Annotated in this window: 21 protein-coding genes; 14 read left to right on the forward strand and 7 right to left on the reverse strand. The window is 66.4% G+C overall.

The genetic code is table 11. The features are described 5' to 3' along the window. Positions 1 to 5 precede the first annotated feature (5 nt). On the reverse strand, positions 6 to 1502 hold the full coding sequence (locus AWB92_RS01925) for a carboxyl transferase domain-containing protein (protein WP_085183821.1): 1497 nt from the start codon (positions 1500 to 1502) through the stop codon (positions 6 to 8). Between the two features lie 140 nt (positions 1503 to 1642). On the opposite strand from AWB92_RS01925, the gene AWB92_RS01930 reads away from it, so the two are divergent. Together AWB92_RS01930 and AWB92_RS01935 are read left to right on the forward strand one after the other, a co-directional pair. After that, positions 1643 to 2665 carry an LLM class F420-dependent oxidoreductase gene (locus AWB92_RS01930; protein WP_085183822.1) on the forward strand — a complete coding sequence of 341 codons (1023 nt, stop codon included), beginning with the start codon at positions 1643 to 1645 and terminating at the stop codon, positions 2663 to 2665. An 11-nt stretch (positions 2666 to 2676) separates the two neighbouring features. Beyond that, positions 2677 to 3903, forward strand: a complete 1227-nt coding sequence (locus AWB92_RS01935; RefSeq protein WP_085184062.1) for a cytochrome P450 — start codon at positions 2677 to 2679, stop codon at positions 3901 to 3903. On the opposite strand, the gene AWB92_RS01940 is transcribed toward AWB92_RS01935, so the two are convergent. Beyond that, positions 3900 to 5171: a serine hydrolase domain-containing protein gene (locus AWB92_RS01940; protein WP_085183823.1), complete on the reverse strand. Its 1272-nt coding sequence runs from the start codon at positions 5169 to 5171 to the stop codon at positions 3900 to 3902. The genes AWB92_RS01935 and AWB92_RS01940 overlap by 4 nt on opposite strands. A gap of 113 nt (positions 5172 to 5284) precedes the next feature. On the opposite strand from AWB92_RS01940, the gene AWB92_RS01945 reads away from it, so the two are divergent. From AWB92_RS01945 to AWB92_RS01965, 5 genes are all read left to right on the forward strand, one after another. Next, positions 5285 to 6112, forward strand: coding sequence for an SDR family NAD(P)-dependent oxidoreductase (locus AWB92_RS01945; protein WP_085183824.1), 828 nt, complete (start codon positions 5285 to 5287; stop codon positions 6110 to 6112). A gap of 222 nt (positions 6113 to 6334) precedes the next feature. Continuing rightward, positions 6335 to 6565, forward strand: a complete 231-nt coding sequence (locus AWB92_RS01950; protein WP_085183825.1) for a dsRBD fold-containing protein — start codon at positions 6335 to 6337, stop codon at positions 6563 to 6565. Between the two features lie 98 nt (positions 6566 to 6663). Beyond that, complete coding sequence (locus AWB92_RS01955; protein ID WP_085183826.1) at positions 6664 to 7212, forward strand: YceI family protein; 549 nt, start codon at positions 6664 to 6666, stop codon at positions 7210 to 7212. A gap of 108 nt (positions 7213 to 7320) precedes the next feature. Continuing rightward, on the forward strand, positions 7321 to 7761 hold the full coding sequence (locus AWB92_RS01960; protein WP_068130008.1) for a VOC family protein: 441 nt from the start codon (positions 7321 to 7323) through the stop codon (positions 7759 to 7761). Further along, complete coding sequence (locus AWB92_RS01965; protein ID WP_085183827.1) at positions 7758 to 8492, forward strand: SDR family oxidoreductase; 735 nt, start codon at positions 7758 to 7760, stop codon at positions 8490 to 8492. The genes AWB92_RS01960 and AWB92_RS01965 overlap by 4 nt, the downstream gene beginning before the upstream one ends. Before the next feature lie 140 nt (positions 8493 to 8632). Here AWB92_RS01965 and AWB92_RS01970 read toward each other — a convergent pair whose 3' ends face one another. Both AWB92_RS01970 and AWB92_RS01975 read right to left on the reverse strand, forming a co-directional pair. Continuing rightward, positions 8633 to 9790 (reverse strand): Zn-dependent alcohol dehydrogenase, encoded by a 1158-nt coding sequence (locus AWB92_RS01970; RefSeq protein ID WP_085183828.1) that lies wholly within the window; start codon positions 9788 to 9790, stop codon positions 8633 to 8635. After that, the gene (locus tag AWB92_RS01975; protein WP_085183829.1) at positions 9787 to 11013 is read right to left on the reverse strand and encodes a cytochrome P450; all 1227 of its coding nucleotides are present in this window, start codon (positions 11011 to 11013) and stop codon (positions 9787 to 9789) included. Before AWB92_RS01975 ends, AWB92_RS01970 begins: the two co-directional genes overlap by 4 nt. A gap of 107 nt (positions 11014 to 11120) precedes the next feature. Here AWB92_RS01975 and AWB92_RS01980 point away from each other — a divergent pair, with 107 nt between their 5' ends. The 5 genes from AWB92_RS01980 to AWB92_RS02000 are packed head-to-tail and all read left to right on the forward strand — an operon-like array spanning position 11121 to position 15108. Then, complete coding sequence (locus tag AWB92_RS01980) at positions 11121 to 11519, forward strand: Rieske (2Fe-2S) protein (RefSeq protein ID WP_085183830.1); 399 nt, start codon at positions 11121 to 11123, stop codon at positions 11517 to 11519. Between the two features lie 5 nt (positions 11520 to 11524). Next, the gene (locus AWB92_RS01985) at positions 11525 to 12562 is read left to right on the forward strand and encodes an amidohydrolase family protein (RefSeq protein ID WP_085184063.1); all 1038 of its coding nucleotides are present in this window, start codon (positions 11525 to 11527) and stop codon (positions 12560 to 12562) included. Next, on the forward strand, positions 12562 to 13710 hold the full coding sequence (locus AWB92_RS01990) for an amidohydrolase family protein (RefSeq protein WP_085183831.1): 1149 nt from the start codon (positions 12562 to 12564) through the stop codon (positions 13708 to 13710). The genes AWB92_RS01985 and AWB92_RS01990 overlap by 1 nt, the downstream gene beginning before the upstream one ends. A 4-nt stretch (positions 13711 to 13714) precedes the next feature. Next, entirely contained in the window at positions 13715 to 14152 is a 438-nt protein-coding gene (locus AWB92_RS01995) for a hypothetical protein (protein ID WP_085183832.1), read from the forward strand. Continuing rightward, positions 14149 to 15108, forward strand: coding sequence for an alpha/beta hydrolase (locus tag AWB92_RS02000; RefSeq protein WP_085183833.1), 960 nt, complete (start codon positions 14149 to 14151; stop codon positions 15106 to 15108). Before AWB92_RS01995 ends, AWB92_RS02000 begins: the two co-directional genes overlap by 4 nt. A 9-nt stretch (positions 15109 to 15117) precedes the next feature. Here AWB92_RS02000 and AWB92_RS02005 read toward each other — a convergent pair whose 3' ends face one another. Together AWB92_RS02005 and AWB92_RS02010 are read right to left on the reverse strand one after the other, a co-directional pair. Next, entirely contained in the window at positions 15118 to 15633 is a 516-nt protein-coding gene (locus tag AWB92_RS02005; protein WP_346962939.1) for a hypothetical protein, read from the reverse strand. Positions 15634 to 15815: 182 nt separating this feature from the next. Continuing rightward, positions 15816 to 16610 (reverse strand): hypothetical protein, encoded by a 795-nt coding sequence (locus AWB92_RS02010; RefSeq protein ID WP_085183835.1) that lies wholly within the window; start codon positions 16608 to 16610, stop codon positions 15816 to 15818. A 154-nt stretch (positions 16611 to 16764) separates the two neighbouring features. Here AWB92_RS02010 and AWB92_RS02015 point away from each other — a divergent pair, with 154 nt between their 5' ends. Further along, positions 16765 to 17916, forward strand: coding sequence for an acyl-CoA dehydrogenase family protein (locus tag AWB92_RS02015; RefSeq protein ID WP_085183836.1), 1152 nt, complete (start codon positions 16765 to 16767; stop codon positions 17914 to 17916). Next, positions 17913 to 19148 (forward strand): acyl-CoA dehydrogenase family protein, encoded by a 1236-nt coding sequence (locus AWB92_RS02020; protein WP_085183837.1) that lies wholly within the window; start codon positions 17913 to 17915, stop codon positions 19146 to 19148. The genes AWB92_RS02015 and AWB92_RS02020 overlap by 4 nt, the downstream gene beginning before the upstream one ends. A gap of 21 nt (positions 19149 to 19169) precedes the next feature. On the opposite strand, the gene AWB92_RS02025 is transcribed toward AWB92_RS02020, so the two are convergent. After that, complete coding sequence (locus AWB92_RS02025) at positions 19170 to 21125, reverse strand: SpoIIE family protein phosphatase (RefSeq protein WP_085183838.1); 1956 nt, start codon at positions 21123 to 21125, stop codon at positions 19170 to 19172. Positions 21126 to 21243: the final 118 nt, after the last annotated feature.

Here is a 21243-nt window from a genome sequence, read left to right on the forward strand (position 1 = left end):
CTCTACTAGGGCAGGATGACGGTCCGGCTGACCGGCTCGGCCGCCGCCTGACGACTGGACAGTCCGCGAAGCAGCGAACCCAGCAGCGCGTCACGGGTTTCGCGGGGATCGATGAGCTCGTCGAATCCCAGATGTTCGGCCGAGCGATAGGACGCCTGCAACTCGGCGTCCCGCAGCTTCGCGGTGGTGTCCTCACCGGCATGCGTCGCCCGGCCCAGCGCCGCCGCGCTCATGGCGCCCATGGTCGCGCCCGGGTAGGCGAAGGTCGCGCTCTGGTGATCGAAACCCAACAGCGACATGACCATTGAGCCGAATCCGTATGCCTTGCGCAGCGTGACGTGCAGCTTGATCGTGGTCGCTGCGGTCTGTGCGGCGAACATCCGCGCACCCGCGCGCAGCACGCCGCTGCGCTCGGATCGGCTGCCGGGCAACATGCCGGGATTGTCGGCGAGGAACACGATGGGTAGGTGGAACGAGTCGGCCACCAAGATGAAATGCGCCGCCTTGTCCGCGGCGGCGGCGTCGATGGAGCCCGCGAGCACGTTGGGCTGGTTCGCGACGACCGCGACCGGGTGGCCACCGAGGTGGGCCAACGCGCAGATGATCGCCTTGCCGTACTGCGGCTGGACTTCGAACCAGTCGGACCGGTCGAAGACCACGTCCAGTACCCCGCGCATGTCGTAGACGCGGCGGTTGTCGCGGGAGACGATGTCCAGCAGCTCGGGTGTCGCACGAGGCTGGCTGGCTTCGTCCGGCGGCAGCGGCGCCGGGTATGACCACGCGCTCGGCGGGAAATACGACAGGTACCGCCGGATGTCCGCGATGACGGCCTCGTCGTCCTCGGCCACGTTGTGGATCACTCCGCTCGGCAAGGCGGTGACGGGCCCGCCGAGGTCCTCCTTCGAAATCTCTTCTCCGGTCGACTCTTTGACGACCGGCGGCCCCGCCGTGAAGATCGCGCCCTGTGTGCTCATGATCCGGAAGTCGCAGACGGGCGCGACCAGAGCGCCATGCCCGGCCGACGGGCCGAGCACTGCCGCGACGGTCGGTACCCGGCCCGAGCACTGCGCCTGGGAGAGCAGGTCGGTCGGGGTGCGGCCGTAATGTCCGCCGCCGGGACGAAAGCCGGCGCCTTCGAGCAGCATCACCAGGGGAATCTTGTCGCGCAGCGCCAGTTCGGCGATCCGGTAGCGCTTGGAATTGCCGCCGGGTCCGATGCTGCCGGCCATGGTGGTGAAGTCCTCCGAGCCCAACATCACCGGCGAACCGTTGATCGAGCCGGAGCCGACGACCAGCCCGTCGGCCGCGATCTCGCCACCGACCAGCGTGCCGATCTCGCGGAAGGTCCCCGGGTCGACGAGCCGGTCGATGCGCGCCCGGGCGTCGAGCTTGCCCTTGCCGCGGTGCTTGTCCAGGCGTTCGGGTCCGCCCATGCCCCACGCGCGCCGTCGGCGACGATCGAGGTCCTCGAGCGTCTCCTGCCAATCGGGGGGGTTTGTCATGCCTATGTCCTACCTCACGGGAGATCCATCGCGCGCCTGGTCCGCTGGTGGCGACCCGCTGCGCGCGGCCACGCCGCGCTTGCGATCGCCACAACACCAGCAGGGTCACATACTGGATTGCTTACTGTAAAGTTACCCGCATGTCTGACGGCCCTCGCCTCAAGATCGACGGGGGCATCCCCAATCAGCTGGCGCGGGCCGCCGAGGCCGCCCGAGTCCTGGAAGAGCAGGGGTACGACGGGGGATGGACCCCGGAAACCAGTCACGACCCTTTCCTGCCGCTGTTGCTGGCCGCCGAGCACACGTCGCGGCTCGATGTCGGCACCAACATCGCCGTGGCGTTCGCCCGGAATCCGATGATCGTCGCGAATATCGGCTGGGACCTGCAGGCGTACTCGCGGGGGCGGTTCATCCTCGGCCTGGGCACCCAGATCCAGCCCCACATCGAGAAGCGGTTCAGCATGCCGTGGAGCCATCCGGCGCGCCGAATGCGGGAATTCGTCGCGGCGCTGCACGCGATCTGGACCGCGTGGCGCGACGGCACCAAGCTACGTTTCGAGGGCGACTTCTACACGCACAAGATCATGACCCCGATGTTCACACCCGAGCCCCAGCCCTATCCGCCGCCGAAGGTGTTCGTGGCCGCGGTCGGTGAAGCGATGACCGAAATGTGCGGCGAGGTCGCCGACGGCCACCTGGGTCACCCGATGGTGTCGAAGCGGTACATCACCGAGATCACCACCCCGGCGCTGCTGCGCGGGTTGCAGCGAGCTGGCCGCGATCGCAAGGACATCGAGCTGTCGGCCGAAGTGCTGGTGGCCACCGGCGAAAATGACTCCGAGCTGCAGACGGCCACGGCCGCGGTGCGCAAGCAGATCGCCTTCTACGGATCGACTCCCGCCTATCGCAAGGTGCTGGAGCTGCACGGCTGGGGGGACCTGCACGAGGAGCTGAACCGGCTGTCCAAGCAGGGGGAGTGGGATGCCATGGCTTCATTGATCGACGACGAAATGCTGGCGACCTTCGCCGTCGTCGGCCCGGCCGGGGAAGTCGGTACCGCCCTGAACGACCGCTGTGCGAACGTCGTCGATCGGGTCCTGCCGATCTTTATGACCGCATCGCAAAACTGTATTAGCGCCGTAATGAAGGAGTTTCGCCAGTGAGCACGCCGACGATGGACGATGCCGCCAAGCTGTTGACGGATCCGTTGGCCTACACCGACGAGCCGCGGCTGCACGCGGCGCTGACCCACCTGCGGGCGAACGCCCCGGTGTCGTGGGTCGACGTGCCGAACTATAAGCCGTTCTGGGCGATCACCAAACACGCCGACATCATGGATATCGAGCGCGAGAACACGTTGTTCACCAACTGGCCGCGCCCGGTCCTGACGACGCGGGAGGGCGACGAGCAGGCGCTCGCCGTGGGCGTGCGAACCCTGATCCACCTCGATGATCCGCAGCACCGGGTGGTGCGCGCGATCGGCTCGGACTGGTTTCGCCCAAAGGCAATGCGGGCGTTGAAGGTTCGGGTCGACGAGTTGGCCAAGATCTATGTCGACAAGATGATGGCGGCAAGCCCCGAGTGCGACTTCGTCCAGCACGTCGCGGTCAACTACCCGCTCTACGTCATCATGTCGCTGCTGGGGCTGCCGGAGGCCGACTTCCCCCGCATGCTCAAACTGACCCAGGAGCTGTTCGGAAGCGAGGACTCCGAATTCAAACGCGGCGCCACGAACGAGGATCAGCTGCCGGCGTTGTTCGACATGTTCGAATACTTCAACGGTGTGACGGCGGCCCGGCGCGAGCACCCGACCGAGGACCTGGCGTCGGCGATCGCCAACGCGCGCGTGGACGGCGAACCGCTCTCGGACATCGACACCGTCTCGTACTACCTCATCGTCGCCACTGCGGGACACGACACCACCAGCGCGACCATCTCGGGCGGCATGCAGGCGCTCATCGAGAACCCCGACCAGCGCGAGCGCCTGCGCGGCAACCTCGACTTGATGCCGCTGGCCACCGAGGAGATGATCCGCTGGGTCACCCCGGTCAAGGAGTTCATGCGCACCGCCGCGCGGGACACGACCGTGCGCGGAATCCCCATCGCCGCAGGGGAATCCCTGCTGCTGTCCTACGTCTCGGCCAACCGCGACGAGGACGTCTTCGACGACCCGTTTCGGTTCGACGTCGGGCGCGACCCGAACAAACACGTGGCCTTCGGCTACGGCGTGCACTTCTGCATGGGCGCGGCGCTGGCCCGCATGGAGGTCAACAGCTTCTTCTCCGAGCTGCTGCCCCGACTGAAATCCATCGAGCTGACCGGCGATCCGGAACTAATGGCCACCACCTTCGTCGGCGGCCTCAAGCACCTGCCGGTGCGCTACTCGCTGACTCCCGGCTAGATGGCGGCCGCGATCTGCTTGAGCATCGCGGGCCCATGGTTGTCGGCGATCACCGCTGGCCCATCCTTGTCCCAATAGCCGTTGACCAGAATTGCGATGCCCAACGGTTCCTGGTGGGGACCCGGCGGAGTGAAGCCGATCCAGCTCGAGCAGCCGCCCAGGGATGTCAGGCCATCCTTCCAAATGATTTGTGGCGGGCCGGATTCGACTTGCCACGCCAGGCCCATGTTGGCCGGGCCGCGTTGGGTTTTCCCGCAGACGTCGACCGACAACGGCGTGGGCTGTACCGCCGTGGCGATGCCCTTGATCAGGGTCGGCGGTCCGTTCACCGCCCCTAGTTGCGCCAGCAGCCAGGTGTGCATGTCCGCCGCCGACGACTTGATGTCCGAGGCGGCGTCGGACGACACCTCTCGGCCGTTTGGATACGCCCGCGCCACCGGGGCGTCGTTCGGTACGACCGTCATCGTGTCGGGCATGCCCAGCGGTCCGGCGATCCGATCTCGCAGCAGCCCCGCATACGACGCCCCCGCACCAGCGCAGCCGTAGGCGGCGACGGCGGCGTAGCCCAGGGTGACGAAACCAAGGTTGGAATAAACCCAGCAGCTTCCCGGCGGCGGGCCGTCATGGGTCCGCCACACATCCACCAGCCGGGGCGGCGGCGCGGCCGGATCCTTGAGAAACAGGCCGACCCCGTCCTGCGGACCGGTGGAATCGCGCGGCAGACCAGAGGTGTGCTGGGCGAGCATTCGCGGAGTTATCTGCCGCATCGTCGGGCTCAGGTCGCCGGCATTGCCCAGGTAGCGGCCAAGATAGCGCTGCATGCCCGCGTCCCAGTCGAAGCAGTCCGGCCGCATCGCCGCGCCGTCCGCGAACAGCGTTGCGGTGAAGGTCTTGGTGATCGACCCGATCGAGAAAATCGTTCGCGGGGTGGGCGGCGTCCTTTCGGCCACCGTCCCGTACATGTAGAAGCGGGTGAATTCGTGGTTCGGGTATGCGAACGCCACCGCGACTGCGTAGTTCGGGCCGGGGGCCTTGGATCGCAGATGGTCCAGCAGCGTTTGGGCGTGGTCGCCGATAATCCGGTCCAGGTCGGCTTGGGTCAGCCTGATCGGCCGGGTCCGGCTGTCCGGGATCGGGGTGGCGGTCTCGGTCGGCTCCGCGCGGGGCGGCGCCGACGGCGCACCACACGCGCCCAGCGTTCCGGCGACGCCGAGCATGCCGACATCGGCGGCCAGCCGCCCGAACTCGCGGCGTGAAATGCCGTTCATCTGGCTGCCTTTCCCCCTCCGAAGGCTGAGCGAACCGCTTACCGATCCACAGTGGCCAATCACTCGTCCATGGTCAATGGCGCTCACTACACTCCCCCGGGGAGGACTTGGCAATGACGCGCAGGACGATCGTCATCACCGGCGCCAGTGACGGCGTAGGCGCCGCGGCGGCGCGCCGGTTACATCGCAGCGGCGAGAACGTTGTCGTGGTGGGACGCTCGCCGAGCAAGACCGCCGCGGTGGCCGCGGAGTTGGGCGCGGACCATTTCGTGGCCGATTTCGCCGACCTGTCCCAGGTGCGGGACCTGGCGGACAAAATCCGCTCCACCTACCCGCGTGTCGACGTGCTGGCCAACAATGCCGGCGGCATGTTCACCGAGGTCCATACGACCGGAGACGGTCACGAAATGACCTTTCAAGTCAACTACCTGGCGCCGTTTCTGCTGACCACGCGGTTGATGGACGTGCTCGTCGATTCCCGCGCCACCGTCGTCAACACGACCAGCTCGTCACACAAGTTGCTTCCCCGCGTGCGCGTCACCGATCTGGAGAACACCGCCCGACGCCGGCCTAGCACCGCCTACGCCCTGACCAAGCTGGCAATCGTGTTGTTCACCAAGGAATTCCACCGGCGATACCACGCGGCGGGAGTGTCGTCCGCGACGTTTCACCCGGGCTATGTCAACACCAACTTCGGCGACGCGTCCGGCTCGCGGCCCATCCTCTTCATGAAGTACCGCGTGCCGATCATCACCCGGTTTATCTCCAGCGCGGACGAGGGGGCCGACCAGTTGGTCTGGCTGGCGTCGAGCACCCCCGGAGTGGATTGGAGGTCCGGCGAGTACTACGCGAAGGGCAAGCTCGCGAAGGCCCACCGCGCGGCCTACGACGCCGACCTCGCGCGCGAGCTGTGGGATCGCACGGCGGCGAAGATCGCCTAGGTGGGGTCGCCGAGCGCCACGCCAGCGTGACTGTCGCTGTCGAGCCCCACGCTGGCGTGACGCTCGAGCTCGCACGGCACCGTGAAGTGCCATTGGCAGTTGCCGGTGGGACCAAAGTCATCAGTACGCGGCACGCCGCTCGATGAGCGGGAAAGTGACTCTGTCCCGCAGCATGATCGGTGCATGTACCACGCCAGTCGCCCGAATTCTGCTACGCAACCGATGATCACGCTAGCGCTCGACGAGCACCACGGAAGGACATGCGCGAAGGTCGAACTGCGATGGGGTAGCGCGCATCTGGCCGGGGTAGGGGTCGCTTACCGTCACCCCGCCGACCGTCTGGTGCGCGAGGCCCGCGAGGAGCTGGCGACCGCGCGGGCGCTGTCGGACCTGGCGGACCAGGTTGCCGCGCTATCCCCGGCCACCGCGACGGGTGGGCCCGGATCGCGGTAACGCCATCGACCAGCGAGGAATAAAATCGGACTACGGTCCGCTTAGTCCTGCGAAGGCGTCGGGCAGGCCGCCGCCCTGAACAGGAAAGACGGACAAACATGACTGCAACCGCAACGACGCAGGTCACTTCCGGCACGTGGGCGATCGACCCGGTGCACTCCTCGATCAACTTCTGGGTACGCCATTTGATGGTCAGCAAGGTACGAGGCAGCTTTGGCAACTTCAGCGGAGCGATCGCCGTCGCCGAGGACGGCACGCCCTCCGTGCACGCGGAGATCGCGGTGGATTCCGTCAACACCGGCAACGCCCAACGCGACGCCCACCTCAAGTCGACCGACTTCTTCGACGTGGAGAAGTACCCGGTCGCGACATTTACCTCCACCTCGGTGGAGGCGAACGGCGATAGCTACGTGCTCCGCGGCGACCTGACCATCAAGGGCATTACCAAGGCGGTCGCCTTGGACCTCGAATTCTTCGGTGTCAATCCGGGCATGGGCCACGGCGAAGTCGCCGGCTTCGAGGCGTCGGTGGTGTTGAACCGCAAGGATTTCGGCATCGACATCGACCTGCCATTGGAAACGGGGGGCGCCGTTGTCGGTGACAAGGTGACTGTCACTCTCGAGATCGAGGCGATCAGGCAGTCCTGACGCCGCCCTGGTTACGACGCCGGGCCGGAATTCGTGTCGAATGATCGGCCCGGCGCGTCCAGAAGACGTGTCTCGCATTCGAACTGAAGCGACGCCTAATCTGAGCGTATGCCGGGTATTCACCACGCCGCGATCTGCACCTCCGACGTCGAACGCTCGACGAAGTTCTGGCGCGACGGCCTGGGATTCGCCGAACTGTTCGACCACACCTTCACCGGGGACTGGCCAGAACTCTTCGGCGCCAAGACCGATCGGCTGCGCTCGATATTCCTCGGCGACCCGCAGGCCCCCGACACCGGGATCGTCGAATTGGTCGTCTTCGACGGCGCCGACGACGGTTCAGCACCAGCGGGGCGACCGCGGCACGGATTCTTCCTGCTGTCCCTGCAGCGCGAGGTCGACGAGACGCTTACCACGTTGGCGGCATTGGGTTTCGCCGACGGCGTCCGCCGCATCGGCGTGCCGGCCCCGGGCGGCAAGACCGTCCCGATGGCGGTGATCACCGCGCCCGACGGGGTCCTGGTGGAGCTGATCGGATCCCCGCAGTGACGGCCCTGGTGACCGGCGGCGCGTCGGGCATCGGGCGTGAGGTCGCCGCACGGCTGCGCGAGGCGGGTCACGGCGTGGTGGTGTGGGACCTGTCCGGCGGCGACATCGCCTGCGACGTCAGCGATCCCGACGCGGTGTCGGCGGCGATGAAACAAACCGTGCGCGACCACGGTGTGCCCACCCGGATGGTGACGTGTGCGGGAATCGGGGCGTCGGGCATGCTGCTCGAACAGCCACTCGCGGAATGGGAACGGGTGTTGGCCGTCAACCTCACCGGAACCTGGCTGACCATCCGCGCCGGGGCGCGGGCGATGATCGACGCCGGCGTGGGCGGCTCCATCGTCGCGGTGTCGAGCATCAGCGGCACGCTCGCCGACCGCGACATGGGCGCCTACTGCGTGTCCAAGGCCGGCGTGAACATGCTGGTGAAGGTCGCCGCCGCGGAATGGGGCGGGCACGGCATCCGGGTGAACGCCGTGGGCCCGGGTGTCACCCGCACACCGATGCTGGCCAAACCGGAGCAACTGCCGGGCTGGGTGGAAGGGCTGTCCGAGCGGACGGCGCTCGGCCGCCTCGGTGAGGCCACCGACGTGGCCGGGGCGATCGTCGGTGTCCTGGAATTGCCTTGGGTGACAGGTCAAGTCGTGCACGCCGACGGCGGCTTGGCACTGCACAGCCCGATCGACGCGTACGGTCAAACGCAGCGGGTGATGGGCGGCAAAGGCAAATAGTTGCGCCGAGAGTGTATTCAGGGTTTTGAGTGTGCGGTGGCGGCTTTCAATGTGTGCCCAGGGCGGGGTTTCGGCGATTTGCCCGCCCAGAGCTCACTTACGATGCCCACGATTCACAATCAACGTATGGGCGGCAGGGTCTAGCTGATCCCGTAATCGATGATGCCCCGGACGATCTTGCCGTTGAGCAGGTCGTCGTAGGCGTCGTTGATGTCGTCGAGCCGGTAGCGCCGGGTGATCATCTCGTCGAGCTGCAGCTGACCGGTCTCATAAAGCCTGGCCAGCCTTGCGACGTCCGCCTTGGGGTTGCACGAGCCGAATATGGTGCCCGCCAGCGTCTTGTTCATCAGGATGAAGTCCTGCAGGTCGATCTTGACCGAACGGGTCAACTGCGAGGTCATCCCCGTGAGCACACACGTCCCGCCCTTGCGGGTGAGTTGCACCGCGTCGCGCACGTCCTCCGGGGTTATCAAGGACGGCGAGACCACCACCGCGTCGGCCATCACCCCGTAGGTCAGGCCGCGCACCAGGTCCAAAGCCTCGGCCACGCTTGCGGCGCTGTGCGTCGCACCGAACTGCAACGCCGACTTCTGTTTGAACTCAACGGGGTCCACCGCGACGATCTGTGCGGCGCCGTTGATCCGGGCGCCCTGGATCGCTCCGGTGCCGATGCCGCCGACGCCGATCACGACGACGGTATCGCCGGCGCGCATGTTGGACCGGTTCGCGACGGAACCGTAGCCGGTCGGGATGGCGCACGACAGCAGGGCGCTCGGCGCCAGCGGCAGGTGCGGCTCGATCTTGACGAGCGAATTCGTCGACACCACAGTGTGTTGCGCGAACGCGCCGACTTTTGCGATGTGGCCGAGGTTTCGGCCATCGGAGGTGTGGTGGCGGAAGGTGCCGTCGGTGGGCATCCCCGGGACCATGGTGCCGATGCCGACGTCGCAGAGGTACTCGACCCCGGTCGCGCACCAGCGGCACTGCCCGCACACCGCGACGAACGACATCACCACGTGGTCGCCGGACTCGAAATCGGTTACGCCCTGGCCGACTTCACGCACGATGCCCGAGCCCTCATGCCCGCCGATCATCGGGAACATCGTCGGCAGGCCCATGGATCGCATCACCTCGTTGGGCGCCGACATGTCGCCCTTGAGTATGTGGTCGTCGGAGTGGCACAACCCGGCGGCGGCCAGCTCAACCAGGACTTCGCCGGCACGCGGCGGGTCCAACTCGAATTCTTCGACAGACCACGGCCCGCCGACGTCGTGCAGGATCGCCGCCCGGCTTTTCATGCGGCCGGGGCGAAGGTGACCGGGAGCTTGTTGGGGGACCGGAAGGTGAGCCCGACGATCTTGGACTCCTGGCCGCTTCCGTCGTCTGGCACCAGGGCCAAATCCTTGACCCGGTCGAACAGGCTGTTCAGCATGACCCGGGTTTCCAGCCGGGCCAGGTGCATGCCGAGGCACATGTGGATGCCGGCGGCGAACGCGATGTGGGCGTGGCGCGGCCGGTGGATGTCGAAGGTGTTCGGGTGAGGCCAACGGGTTTCGTCGCGGTTGGCCGAGCCCATACACATATCGACCTGCGCGTCGGCCGGGATTGTCTTGCCGCCTATTTCGATTTCCTGGGTGGTGGTCCGCATGACCATCGTCAACGGCGTCTCCACCCGCAGGCCCTCCTCGATGGCGGCCGGGATCAGCGACCGATCCTGCTGGACCATCGCCAGTTGCTCGGGGTGGGTCAGGAGCAGGTACAGCAAGTTGCCCGAGGAGCGATACGTGGTCTCCAGGCCGGCCGGCAGCAGCAGCCGCAGGAACGCGATGATCGCCTCGTCGGTGAGCTTCTCGCCGTCGATCTCGGCCGCCACCAGGTCGCCGATGATGTCGTCGGTGAGCTTGTGGCGCCGCTGTTCCACCTGCTCGAGGAAGTAGCCCTGCAGCTCCGCCGCCGCGTTCAGCCCGGCCATGATGTCGGTCGGAATCGAGATCAGGTCGAGCGACAGCCGCCGGAACAGGTCGAGATCCTCAGGAGGGAGCCCGAGCAGCACCGAGATGATCCGGGTGGGAAATTCGAACGTCAGCGCCTTGACCAGGTCGGCGTGGCCGTCATTCTTGATTTCATCGATCAGCCGGTCGCATACCGGCCCGATGACCGAGGGCTCCCACCGCTCCAACGCGGTGGCCCGGAAGGCCTTGGCCACAAGGCTGCGGTGGTCGTGGTGTTCCTTGCCGCCCATCGCCAGGATGGTGTGACCCATCACCAGTCCGATGGTCTTGTCGTAGCTCGCCGACGTGAAGACCCGGTCGTCACGAAACGCCTGAAACAGCCCGTCGTAGCCGAACAACACCCATTCGTCGTTCGGCCGCAGTTCCTCGGGCATCAGCGAGTGGTCGGCCAGGGAACCATGCCAGACCGGATCGGTGCGCCTCATGTACTCGAAGAACGGGTAGGGGCTGGTTTCCCCGGTGAGATCGAGGGTGACGGGCTGGCCGTCCGGATCCGTGCCGAGCGTCATTCGCGCTCCTCCTGAGCCACCGATAAGGGCGGATATCTGTGCCGAGGGAATATGACTATCATAGTATAAATAGCAACGAAGCCCAACGGCTTGTGGTCTTTACCGTAATGCGCACAGTATTGACCCGAGAAGGCGGTGATTCCCAGGTGGCCAACCGGCGATTCGTGTGCTCGCTCGACGAGCTGCCGCCCGGCGGGATGAAACTGGTCGACGTCGGCAAGTTCGGCGTGGGCGTCTACAACGTGCACGGTGAGCTTTACGCGATCGTCAACTACTGCTCACACGAGGGCGCCCCCTTGTGCCTTGGCCTGATCGGCGGCACCAACGAATCGGCCCCCGAATCGCTCGACGGGATGCGCCGCGTTCGTGATGGGCAGATCGTTCGATGCCCTTGGCACAATTGGGAATTCGACGTTACTACTGGTCAAAACCTGGCCGATCCGCGGCGGCGCGTCCGCACCTACCAGGTCGACGTCACCGACGGTGAGGTGTTCCTGACGGCATGAACCCCATGATCATCGACACCAACGTGCAGCCACACTTCCGCTACAACGCCGAGATACGACGCTATCTCCCGGCCGCGCATCAGCTGCGCTCGATCCCGGATGTCGAGCAGCAGTGGTATCAGGCGCCGGGTGGCGACTACCGGGCGGACCTCTACGGCGAGCACTACCCGGGCTCGGATCCCGAAACGATGGCCCGGCACCTGTTCGACGAGATGGGCGTCGATTACGCCATCCTCAACCCGCTGACCCGCGGCAACATCGCCGATTACCTGCTCAACAGTCGCATCTGCGCCGCGGTCAACGACTGGCTGCTCGATCGCTGGCTGGAGCCCGACACCACCGACCGTTTTCGGGGCACCATCCGGGTCAACCCCGAGGACGTCAGGGGCGCGGTGGCCGAGATCGAGCGCCTGGCCGGTCACCCCAAGCTGGTGCAGGTGGGTGTTCCGATGCAGTCGCGCGAGCCGTACGGCAAACCGATGTTCGAGCCGATCTGGGAGGCCGCCGCCGCGCACGGGCTGCCGGTTGCGGTGCACATCAACGGCGGCAACGGCGTCGACCACCCGCCCACCTTCGCCGGGCACGCGCACACCTACCCGGGGTACGCGGCGTTCATGCCGTTGAACTACTTCGTGCACCTGGCCACGCTCATCATCGAGGGCGTGTTCGGCCGGCACCCGGGCCTGAAGTTCGTGTTCGCCGACGGCGGTTACGACATTCTCACCCCGTTGATGTGGCGGCTGGACACGTTCTGGCTGTCGATGCGCGACCAGACACCCTGGGTGGACCGGTATCCCAGCGAATACCTGCCCAGCCACGTCCGGTTCTGCTCCTCGGCGTTCGACGGGCCGACCGAGACCGGCGCGATGCGGCGCTGGATGGACTTCACCGGCAAGTCCGACCTGCTGATGTACGGATCGAGCTACCCACACTGGTCCACGTCGCCGCCGGAGGCGAGTGCGGCGGGGCTCGACGCCGAGCAACGCGACAAGGTGTTGTGGCGGAATGCCATTGAGCTGTACGGGCTTAAGGAGCGCGTCTGATGACAACGATCGAACGACTCGACTCGCCAACCGGTCAAGAGGACGAAATCGCGGTCACCATCGTCGACACCGACGTGCACCCGCTGCCGGTCTCGGCCGACGTGCTCAAGTCCTACGCGCCCGCCGAATGGGTGGACAAGATCTGGCCGACGGGCAACGCCGTCAGCCCCGTCCCGCATTTCTACGACACCCCCGATTCGTACAAGACGATGTCGTTGCGCCTCGACGCCGCCCCGCCCGGCGGCGGAGTCGCCGGCAGCGACCCGGATTTCGCCGCCAAGCAGTTGCTTCTCGACGCCGGTGTCAGCATCGCGACGCTCGAGCCGATGTGCGACGCGCAACTGCCGCAGGCCGAACACGTGCTCAAATCGACCTACAACGACTGGCTCGCCGACGTCTGGCTGGACAAGTACAACTGGCACGGCCGCTGGCGCGGATCGATCAGCGTCAGCGCGCAGACGCCGGAGCAGGCGGGCCACGAGGTGGAACGGTGGGCGGGACATCCGTACATGGCCCAGGTGCTGATGACACCGCAGACGCGTGGGATCCCTTTCGGCAACCCGCATTTCGACCCGCTGTACGAGGCGGCCGCACGCAACGGCTTCCCGATCGCCACGCATTTGATGGGCCAGACGCCTTTCGAACTGATACCGCTGTACCCGGTCGGCAACCCCGCGCACTGGCACGACTTCTTCGCCTCGTGGCCGTTGCTGTACGTCTCGCACCTGATGAGCCTGGTGTTCGACGGCGCCTTCGATCGCCACCCGGACCTGCGGGTGGTCTTCGTGGAGGGCGGCTTCACCTGGGCGATGCCGGTGATGTCGCGGATGGACCGGATCTGGGAAGCGCGCCGCGGCGACCTGCCCCACGTGCGTCGCCGCCCATCGGAATATGTGCGCGAACACGTCCGGTTCACCACCCAGCCGCTGGAAGACGCCGACACCGTGCAGTTCCGCGAGTACCTGGAGTTGATGGACCTCGGCGACAACCTGATGTTCTCGACGGACTACCCGCACTGGAGCTACGACTCGCCGACCTACGCGATCAACCGATTCCCGGCCGACCAACGGGAGCGGATCATGCGCGGCAACGCGACGGCTCTGTACGGACTACCGGCGACCGTGAAGGCGCTCCCCGGAGAACGGTGACGAGGTGGCCGATCGGGCCGCCAGGCTGACCGCTTTGGTCGGCGAATACGACGAGAAGTGGTCGGCGCTGGACTTCGCGGGCGTCGCCAACCTGTGGGAGCGCCACGACCCGCGGCCGATCTACATCGGTGACGAATATGCGGTGCCGCTGGTCGGCGCCGACGAGCTCGATCGGCACTGGGCCAGGATCGGCAGTCGGCTGAAGCGCGCCACGGTCTCGTCACGGTTATGGACCGCCGAGGGGTTGGCCGGGGGAGTGGCGCGCTGCGTTTTGCTGAGCCAATGGAGCTGCACCGGGCAAGAATCCGATGTTGCGCACACCGGTACCAGCTGGATCACGTGGTTGCTGACGTTTCGCGGTGATAGGTACCGCATCTTCCACCACATGGAATTGCAGGTCTACCTTGAAGAGGGTTTCCCGGACGGAAGTGGAGGGGTATGACGCAGACCAACCTGACGCGGCCGCAAGGCCTAAGCCGGATCGACCCGGTGCTGCGTGATGCGGCGATCGAGCTGAGTGTCGTCGAGTTCCGCACCGAGACACTGCCCGCGGAGCGCAACGAGGCCGACGCCCGGGCCGCCGAGCGGGCCGCGGCCGTCCAAACCGATGGTGTCGCCGTGGAATCGCGATCGATCGCCGGTCCGGACGGCCAACCGCTGGGCATTCGCCTATATCGCGGTGGCGCGGGATCCTGCGCGCCCCTGGTGGTATACGCCCACGGCGGCGGCTTCGTGACGGGAAACCTGGACACCGATCACGCGCATTGCGTGGAGCTGGCCCGTGCCGCCGACTGCCTTTTGGTCTCGATCGACTACCGGCTCGCACCCGAAAATCCGTGTCCGGCCGCGTTGGACGACATGGATGCGGCCTTGCGCTACGCCGTGGACAACTGCGCCGAGCTGGACGTCGACCCCAGCCGCATCGCGGTGATGGGACGCGACGCCGGTGCGGCGCTGGTCGCGAGCCTGGCCCAGCGTGTGTTCGACGAGGAGGGCCCGCCCGTGCTGGTGCAGATCCTGCACCAGCCGATGCTCGATTCCGATGCCACCCCCTCGCGACGGGAGTTCCAGCGCACGCCGGGCCTCAACGGTCCTGCCGTGAGCCGGGCCTGGGGCCACTACCTCGGCCATACCACGGCGAGCGGTCAATACGTCCCCGCGCATCGGGCCAACCTCGAGGGGCTGCCACCCACGTTTATCAGTTGCTCCGAGATCGACCCGTGCCGTGATGAAGCCATCGCCTACGCCAACCGGCTACTGCACGCCTACGTCCACACCGAATTGCACGTCATCGCAGCGACATTCAACGGCTTCGATTCTTTGGTTCCCGATTGGGTTGTCTCCGAAGAGAACCGGGCGCTGCACGCCCAGACGCTGCGCCGTGTGTTCGCCATGTAGGGGCTGCGGCTAGACCGGTGTGAACTTCGTGATCAGCCACTTGTCGTTGATCCGGGACATGCGCACCAGGATGCTGCTGACCGCCACCGACGGCTGGGCGCTGTCCTTGGTCGTCGTGACCTGATCGACGAAGACCAGAACCCCCGCCGAATCGGGGTGCAGTTCCGACACGGCGGCGCCGGTCACCTTGGCCTTGGTTTTCATCGACTTCTGCCTGGCCACCGGGGCCACCGTCTGCTGACTGAATTGGTCGAAGTACGACAGGAAATCCCCGGCGAGGTGTGTCCTGGCGGCCGCGAAGTCCTGGTCGAGCGAGTCGGAGGAATACGACAGTACCGCGGTCGTTCCATCCGTCGCGGCGTTGACCACCGTGCGCGCGACGCCGGCGTCGGTCTGTTGGTCCGGCCGGTACTGCTCGAAGTACAGCCACGTCGCCACGCCACCCGAGATCAGTAGCAGCGCAACCAAAACCGCCGCAATGACCTTGCGGGCCCTGGGCGAGAGGGCGCGGCGGCGGCGCTCGATCGTCGCGGCTTCGTCGGGCTCTTCGTCGTCGGTGGACTCTTCCTCGTCGGCCACGTCCTCGTCGGCCACGTCGTCGGTGGGCTCCTCGCCGATTGGCTCCTCGGCCACCGAGGTCTGGTTGCCTTCGGCCGGCCCCTCGGTGGGTTCCGGTGCGGCCGAATCGATGTCGCGCACGTCTTCGGTCACGGCACGTACTCAACTTTCGACATCTTGTATTTCCCGCCGACATCGGCAACCGTCACCCTGAGGCGCCAAATTCGCGGTGGCTCGTCCTTGCCCGGCGGGGAATTGGTGACTTGCGATGTCGCCGAAACCAATACCACCGCCGAGTTGTCGTTCATGGACTCGAGGGCGGCGGCATGCACGGTTCCTTCCGTGACCGCCTTCGACTGGATGACCACCGATATGAAGTCGTTGGCCCGCTGCTGGAAATCGGTTTGGAATTCGCCGGTGGAGCCGTCGATCACGCGCTGGACGTCGGCCTTGGCCTTGTTGAAGTCCAACGAAATCATGTTGAGGACACCCTGCTTGGCGCCGGCGACGAAGGCGGCTTCGCGCTGTTGGTGCCTGGTGGTGTCGCGATGTTGAAGCACCATGTATGCGCTGGAGCCGACGAAGGCAATGATGCCGATGACGGCCGCAATCGCGGCGAGCAGCGGCATTCGCCGCCGCCATGCAGCTTGCTCGGTCACCGACTCGTCGTAGTCGTCCTCGTCGTATTCTTCGTCGTCCTCGTAGTGGTCCTCGTCATCGGCGTAATCCTCGTCCGCGGCGTAATCCTCGTCCGCCTCGTCGTACTCGTCGGGATCCGGCAACCCGAGGGCCTCGCGTCGCAGCCGAGCGGCGCGGGCGCGGGCTTGGGCCGCGGCGGCTCGCGCTTCGGCCGCGGCGGCCTCCGCCTCGGCCTCTTCGAGCAACGCCCTGGCGTCGGCCTCCGATGCGGTCGAATGATCGGGCGTTTCGTTCGCCTCAGCCACCGCGATTACCGCTCGTGATGATCATTATCGATTGGACTCCGGTATCTCTTACCGTACTGCTCATTGCTAACATCAGAATCCACAGCGAACTCCGACGAGAACCGACCAGGCGGATGATCAACCACCCACGTTTCCTCTCGAATCTGCCGGCATCATGACCGCTGTCGACTCTCCCGAAAAGATACTCTTCGCGTCCACAACCCAGGCCTTTCTGCAAAAAGAAGCGCCGCTGAGTCGCGTCCGCGAACTGCACGCCGCGGGACTGTCCTTCGACCCGGCGTGGTGGCGGCGCGCCGCCGAACTCGGCTGGACGGCCCTCCTCGTGCCGGAGGAGTTGGGCGGCGGCAGCGTCTCGGACAGCGGCGTCGTGGACCTGGCCATGGTCGCCGAGCAGCTGGGCAAGACGGTGGCGCCCGGGCCGCTGTATCCGGTCAGCGTCGTGCTCGCGGCGCTCGCCGAGTGCCCCGATCCGCAGGCGCACGCCGAGACCATCGAGTCGCTAATGTCCGGTGAAACCGTGGCGTCGTGGGCGGTTTGCGAGCCGGGCAGGGGCTGGGCTCCCCTGGATCCTTCGGTGGCGGCCACCCGGACGGAGTCCGGCTTCCGCATTGATGGTGCCAAGGACCGTGTCGAGGCCGGGGCGCAAAGTAGGGTGCTGTTGGTCGTGGCGCGATGCGATGACGGCGTTCGTCAGTTCCTGGTGCCAGCGGACGCGCCCGGTGTCCGGATCACGCCGCAGCAGTCGGTCGACTTGGTCAAGCAATACGCAAAAGTCGATTTCGACGGTGTGGTCGTAGAACGGTCCGCCGCAGTCGGCGGCCCCGCCGAGGCCGCCGCGCTGATCGGGCGGCAGAGCCAGCTCGCCCAGGTGCTGCAGTGCGCCGAGGTGGTCGGCATTCTGCAAACGGTGTTCGACTTCACCGTCCAATGGGCGCTGGACAGGCATACATTCGGCCGGCCGCTGGCCTCCTACCAGGCCCTCAAGCACGGCTTCGCCGACATGAAGTTGTGGCTGGAAGCGTGTCGTGCCACCACGTCGGCGGCAGTTGCCGACGTCGCCGCGCGCTCGCCCAAGGCGGGCTTGTCGGCGAGTATCGCCAAGTCATATGTCGGCGAGATGGCGGGCCGGATCGTGCAGGCTTGCGTTCAGATGCACGGCGGCATCGGCGTCACCTGGGAACACGACCTGCACCTCTACCTGAGGCGGGTCACGTTGTACCGCTCCATGTTCGGCACGCCCGAGGAACACAACCTGAGGGTGTACGACGCGGAGAGGGCGGCCCGATCGGTGATGAACTCCCGATGACCACCACCGAAACCGTCGCCGAATTCGCGGCCCGGGCCCGAGTGTGGTTGGCGGACAACCTACCCGCCATCGACCCCGAGAACCCGCCGCCCGCACCGCGTGACGACGAGCGATCCTGGAACAGGGCCCGCGAACTGCAAAAGCGGCTCTACGAGGGGGGATTCGCCGGTATCTGCTTTCCCCGCGAGTACGGTGGCCTAGGCCTGGACTACGAGTACCAGAAGGCATTCGACGCCGAATCCCTCGGCTACGAGATGCCGCTGATCCTGAACACCCCGACGTTCACCATCTGCTGCGCCACCCTGCTCGACACCGGAACCGAGGACCAGAAGAAGCGGCACATCGCGGCCGCCCTGCGCGGCGATGAAGTCCTGGTGCAACTGCTGTCCGAACCCAGCGGCGGTTCGGACCTGGCCGGTGTCATCACCCGAGCCGAACGCCAAGGCGACCGTTGGATCATCAACGGCGCAAAAACTTGGAGCACAAGCGCTTTCGCCGCCGACTATGGATTGTGTCTGGCGCGCACCGACTGGGACGCGCCCAAGCACGAAGGCCTGACCATGTTCCTGGTACCCATCGGGCATCCGGGAATCACGTTGCGGCGCATCACCATGCTGAGCGGGTCGACCGAGTTTTGCGAGGAGTTCCTGGACGGTGTGGACGTCGGCGATGACGCCGTCGTCGGCGAGGTCAACGGCGGCTGGGCGGTCGCCTCGCGCCAGCTGTACCACGAACGCCGCGCGGTGGGGCAGGGTTCGGAGTTCGCCAGTGGCGCCGGCCACGAAGGCGGGCACACAACGCCGGTCGACTACGTGGCGCTCGCCGAGAAGATGGGCCAGGCCGACAACGAACGCATCCAGGAGATGGCGGGCCGGGTGCTCGTGCAGCGCGCGGTCGGCGAGCAGCTGATCGATCACGTCTACCGCAATGTCCGGGATGGCGTGCTGCCCCCCGCCGCGGGAACCCTGATCAGGCTCTTTCACTCCGAGACGGTGACCATGGACATGGACGCCGCGATGGCGATCACCGGAAGCGCCGGTGTGGTGGGCGAAGTCGGCGAAGGCCTCGAGGCCGGGCTGCGGTACCTGTCCCGGCAGAACGTCGCCATCGGCGGCGGCACCACCGAGATGGCCCGCAACGTGATCGGCGAACGGGTGCTGGGCTTCCCCCGGGAATACGCCGCCGACCGTGGGGTGCCCTTCAATCAGGTTCGGCACGGTCAGGGCCGCTGACCTACCCGATGGCGAGAGCGCTTAGCGATCGCTGTTGTCCACGGGCATTTGGACCAGCGACAAGACGTGATGTGCCGGGGTTCCGGGGGCCGCGACCAGCGTGAGGGCACCGCCCTGGGTGCGCGCCCGGTCGCGGGCGGCCGCCAGGGCGCTCACGCCGGCCGACCCGAGATGGGTTACCCCGCTGAGGTCGACCGTCAACGACGCTACGCCGGAACGGCTTTCGACCGCGATCTGTCGGTCCAGGGTAGCCGCGGTAGCCGCGTCGACATCCCCGCTGACCACGATGCGGCCGGCCTCGCCGACCAAGGAGACGAATTCGGAGTTGACGGATCGTGGGCGGGTTGAGCGGCTGACGGTCGTGTCGGTGATGAAGTTGGCCGGCCGCGACAGGCGGTGCGTCAGGCTGGCCGTCGTCCCGCCGTCGTCATGGGTGACCTGAGCCTTGTCCACCAACGCTTCGGCCATGGCCAGTCCGCGCCCGCGGCCTCCCTCACCCTCGCGGTAGTCCTTCCACCGCCCCTGGTCGACAACCGAGGCGTGCAGGTTGCCATCGCCGGCCAGCGCGGCCTCGACCACGATCCATTTCGAAAGCCGGTCGGAAACCATTGTCGCGTACCCATGCTCGATCGCGTTCTCGACAAACTCCGAAACCGCGTGGACGACGTCACAGATGTCGTCGAGGTCGGCGCCGACTTCCGACAGCCACTCACGAAGCTCGGCGCGGACCGCGCGTGCGGCATGAATAGTCGCGTCCAGCGTGATCCGCAGCGGTTCGGGCGGTGTGCGCCGTTGCGCCGCAAGCAATGTGACGTCGTCCTTGTAGCCCGTCGACCGCAGCAGCAATTCCAGTGTCTCCGAACAAATCCGGTCGATCGGCCGGCCCGGTGCACCGATGACGAAGCCGCGGCTGCCGGCGGCGATGTTGGCGGCCAGCTCGGCGAACTCCGCGGTGCTCGCGCCCAGCGGTCGGCCGGGACGTTCGATCAGACCGTCGGAATACAGCAGGACCGAGTCGCCCATCTCGAGCACCTCGGTGCGCACCGGGAATCCGGTGCCGCTGCCTAGGGGACCCGCACCCGTCGGCTCGGCATAGCGCGAGCCCGCGCCGGCGCTGACAAGCAGCGGTGGTGGGTGTCCCGCTGTGCAGTACTGGAATTCGCCCGTCGCCAGGTCCAGCGAACCGACGCATAAGGTCGCCGACTTCGACCCGGGGACCTGTTCGTGAAAGCGGTCGACCGCTTCGAGCGCTTCGACGATGTTGTGGCCCAACGCAATCTGCATCCGCAGCGCGGTGCGCAATTGCGACATCACCGCCGCGGCCTCGACGCCGTGCCCGACGACGTCGCCAACGACCAGCACCAGCCGATCACCCAGGGCCATCGCGTCAAACCAGTCGCCACCGGCCGCGGTGTCCTCCGCGGCGACGAGGTACTCCGCGGCGACATCGGCGCCGGGAACGATAGGCACCGACGGGGCCAGCAATGCCTGCTGCATGATGGTTGCCGAATCGCGGACGTGCCGGTAGCGCTCGGACAGCTCCTCCATCCGCTCCTCGGCGGCCTCCCGCGCCCGCACCCGGACGGTGACGTCGTCGAAGATGATTTGCACACCCTCGATCGATCCGTCGTCCCCACGACGAGGTGTGACGATGAAGTCGAAATACCGTTCCTCGATTCCCGAGCCGTCATAGTCGGCCTGCAGCCGCCATTCCGTCCCGGTTTGCGGTTCGCCCGTCGCGTAGACCCGGTCGAACATTTGGTAGATCTGCTGGCTCTCCAGCTCGGGGAAGACCTCGCGCGCAAGCTTTCCCACCGGGTTGCCGGTCGGGTTGAATGCCCGGTAGGCCGAGTTGACCGCGATAAACCGGTGGTCGGGCCCTTTCAGGCCGACCAGCATGGCGGGAACATTCTCGAAGACACGCCGAACGTCGTCGGGCACACCAACGGTGTTGTCCCACTCCATTTCGGCGACCATCTGGCCGTCCCTTCCCGCGGAACCTCGCTATGCAGTCACACAATCGGGTCGAATGCATGGCGTTTGCACACGTAGATATTCAGATTAGCAACGCTTGTTAGGTACCCATTGCATCAGT

Origin of the sequence: Mycobacterium sp. IEC1808, from assembly GCF_002101935.1 — a bacterium.
GTDB lineage: Bacteria > Actinomycetota > Actinomycetes > Mycobacteriales > Mycobacteriaceae > Mycobacterium.

Bases quoted from the DNA above. Each gene is read 5' to 3' on its own strand.
- AWB92_RS01925 (WP_085183821.1), bottom strand. From the start codon at position 1,502: ATGACAAACCCCCCCGATTGGCAGGAGACGCTCGAGGACCTCGATCGT.
- AWB92_RS01930 (WP_085183822.1), top strand. From the start codon at position 1,643: ATGTCTGACGGCCCTCGCCTCAAGATCGACGGGGGCATCCCCAATCAG.
- AWB92_RS01935 (WP_085184062.1), top strand. From the start codon at position 2,677: ATGGACGATGCCGCCAAGCTGTTGACGGATCCGTTGGCCTACACCGAC.
- AWB92_RS01940 (WP_085183823.1), bottom strand. From the start codon at position 5,171: ATGAACGGCATTTCACGCCGCGAGTTCGGGCGGCTGGCCGCCGATGTC.
- AWB92_RS01945 (WP_085183824.1), top strand. From the start codon at position 5,285: ATGACGCGCAGGACGATCGTCATCACCGGCGCCAGTGACGGCGTAGGC.
- AWB92_RS01950 (WP_085183825.1), top strand. From the start codon at position 6,335: ATGATCACGCTAGCGCTCGACGAGCACCACGGAAGGACATGCGCGAAG.
- AWB92_RS01955 (WP_085183826.1), top strand. From the start codon at position 6,664: ATGACTGCAACCGCAACGACGCAGGTCACTTCCGGCACGTGGGCGATC.
- AWB92_RS01960 (WP_068130008.1), top strand. From the start codon at position 7,321: ATGCCGGGTATTCACCACGCCGCGATCTGCACCTCCGACGTCGAACGC.
- AWB92_RS01970 (WP_085183828.1), bottom strand. From the start codon at position 9,790: ATGAAAAGCCGGGCGGCGATCCTGCACGACGTCGGCGGGCCGTGGTCT.
- AWB92_RS01975 (WP_085183829.1), bottom strand. From the start codon at position 11,013: ATGACGCTCGGCACGGATCCGGACGGCCAGCCCGTCACCCTCGATCTC.
- AWB92_RS01980 (WP_085183830.1), top strand. From the start codon at position 11,121: ATGCGCACAGTATTGACCCGAGAAGGCGGTGATTCCCAGGTGGCCAAC.
- AWB92_RS01985 (WP_085184063.1), top strand. From the start codon at position 11,525: ATGATCATCGACACCAACGTGCAGCCACACTTCCGCTACAACGCCGAG.
- AWB92_RS01990 (WP_085183831.1), top strand. From the start codon at position 12,562: ATGACAACGATCGAACGACTCGACTCGCCAACCGGTCAAGAGGACGAA.
- AWB92_RS02000 (WP_085183833.1), top strand. From the start codon at position 14,149: ATGACGCAGACCAACCTGACGCGGCCGCAAGGCCTAAGCCGGATCGAC.
- AWB92_RS02015 (WP_085183836.1), top strand. From the start codon at position 16,765: ATGACCGCTGTCGACTCTCCCGAAAAGATACTCTTCGCGTCCACAACC.
- AWB92_RS02020 (WP_085183837.1), top strand. From the start codon at position 17,913: ATGACCACCACCGAAACCGTCGCCGAATTCGCGGCCCGGGCCCGAGTG.
- AWB92_RS02025 (WP_085183838.1), bottom strand. From the start codon at position 21,125: ATGGTCGCCGAAATGGAGTGGGACAACACCGTTGGTGTGCCCGACGAC.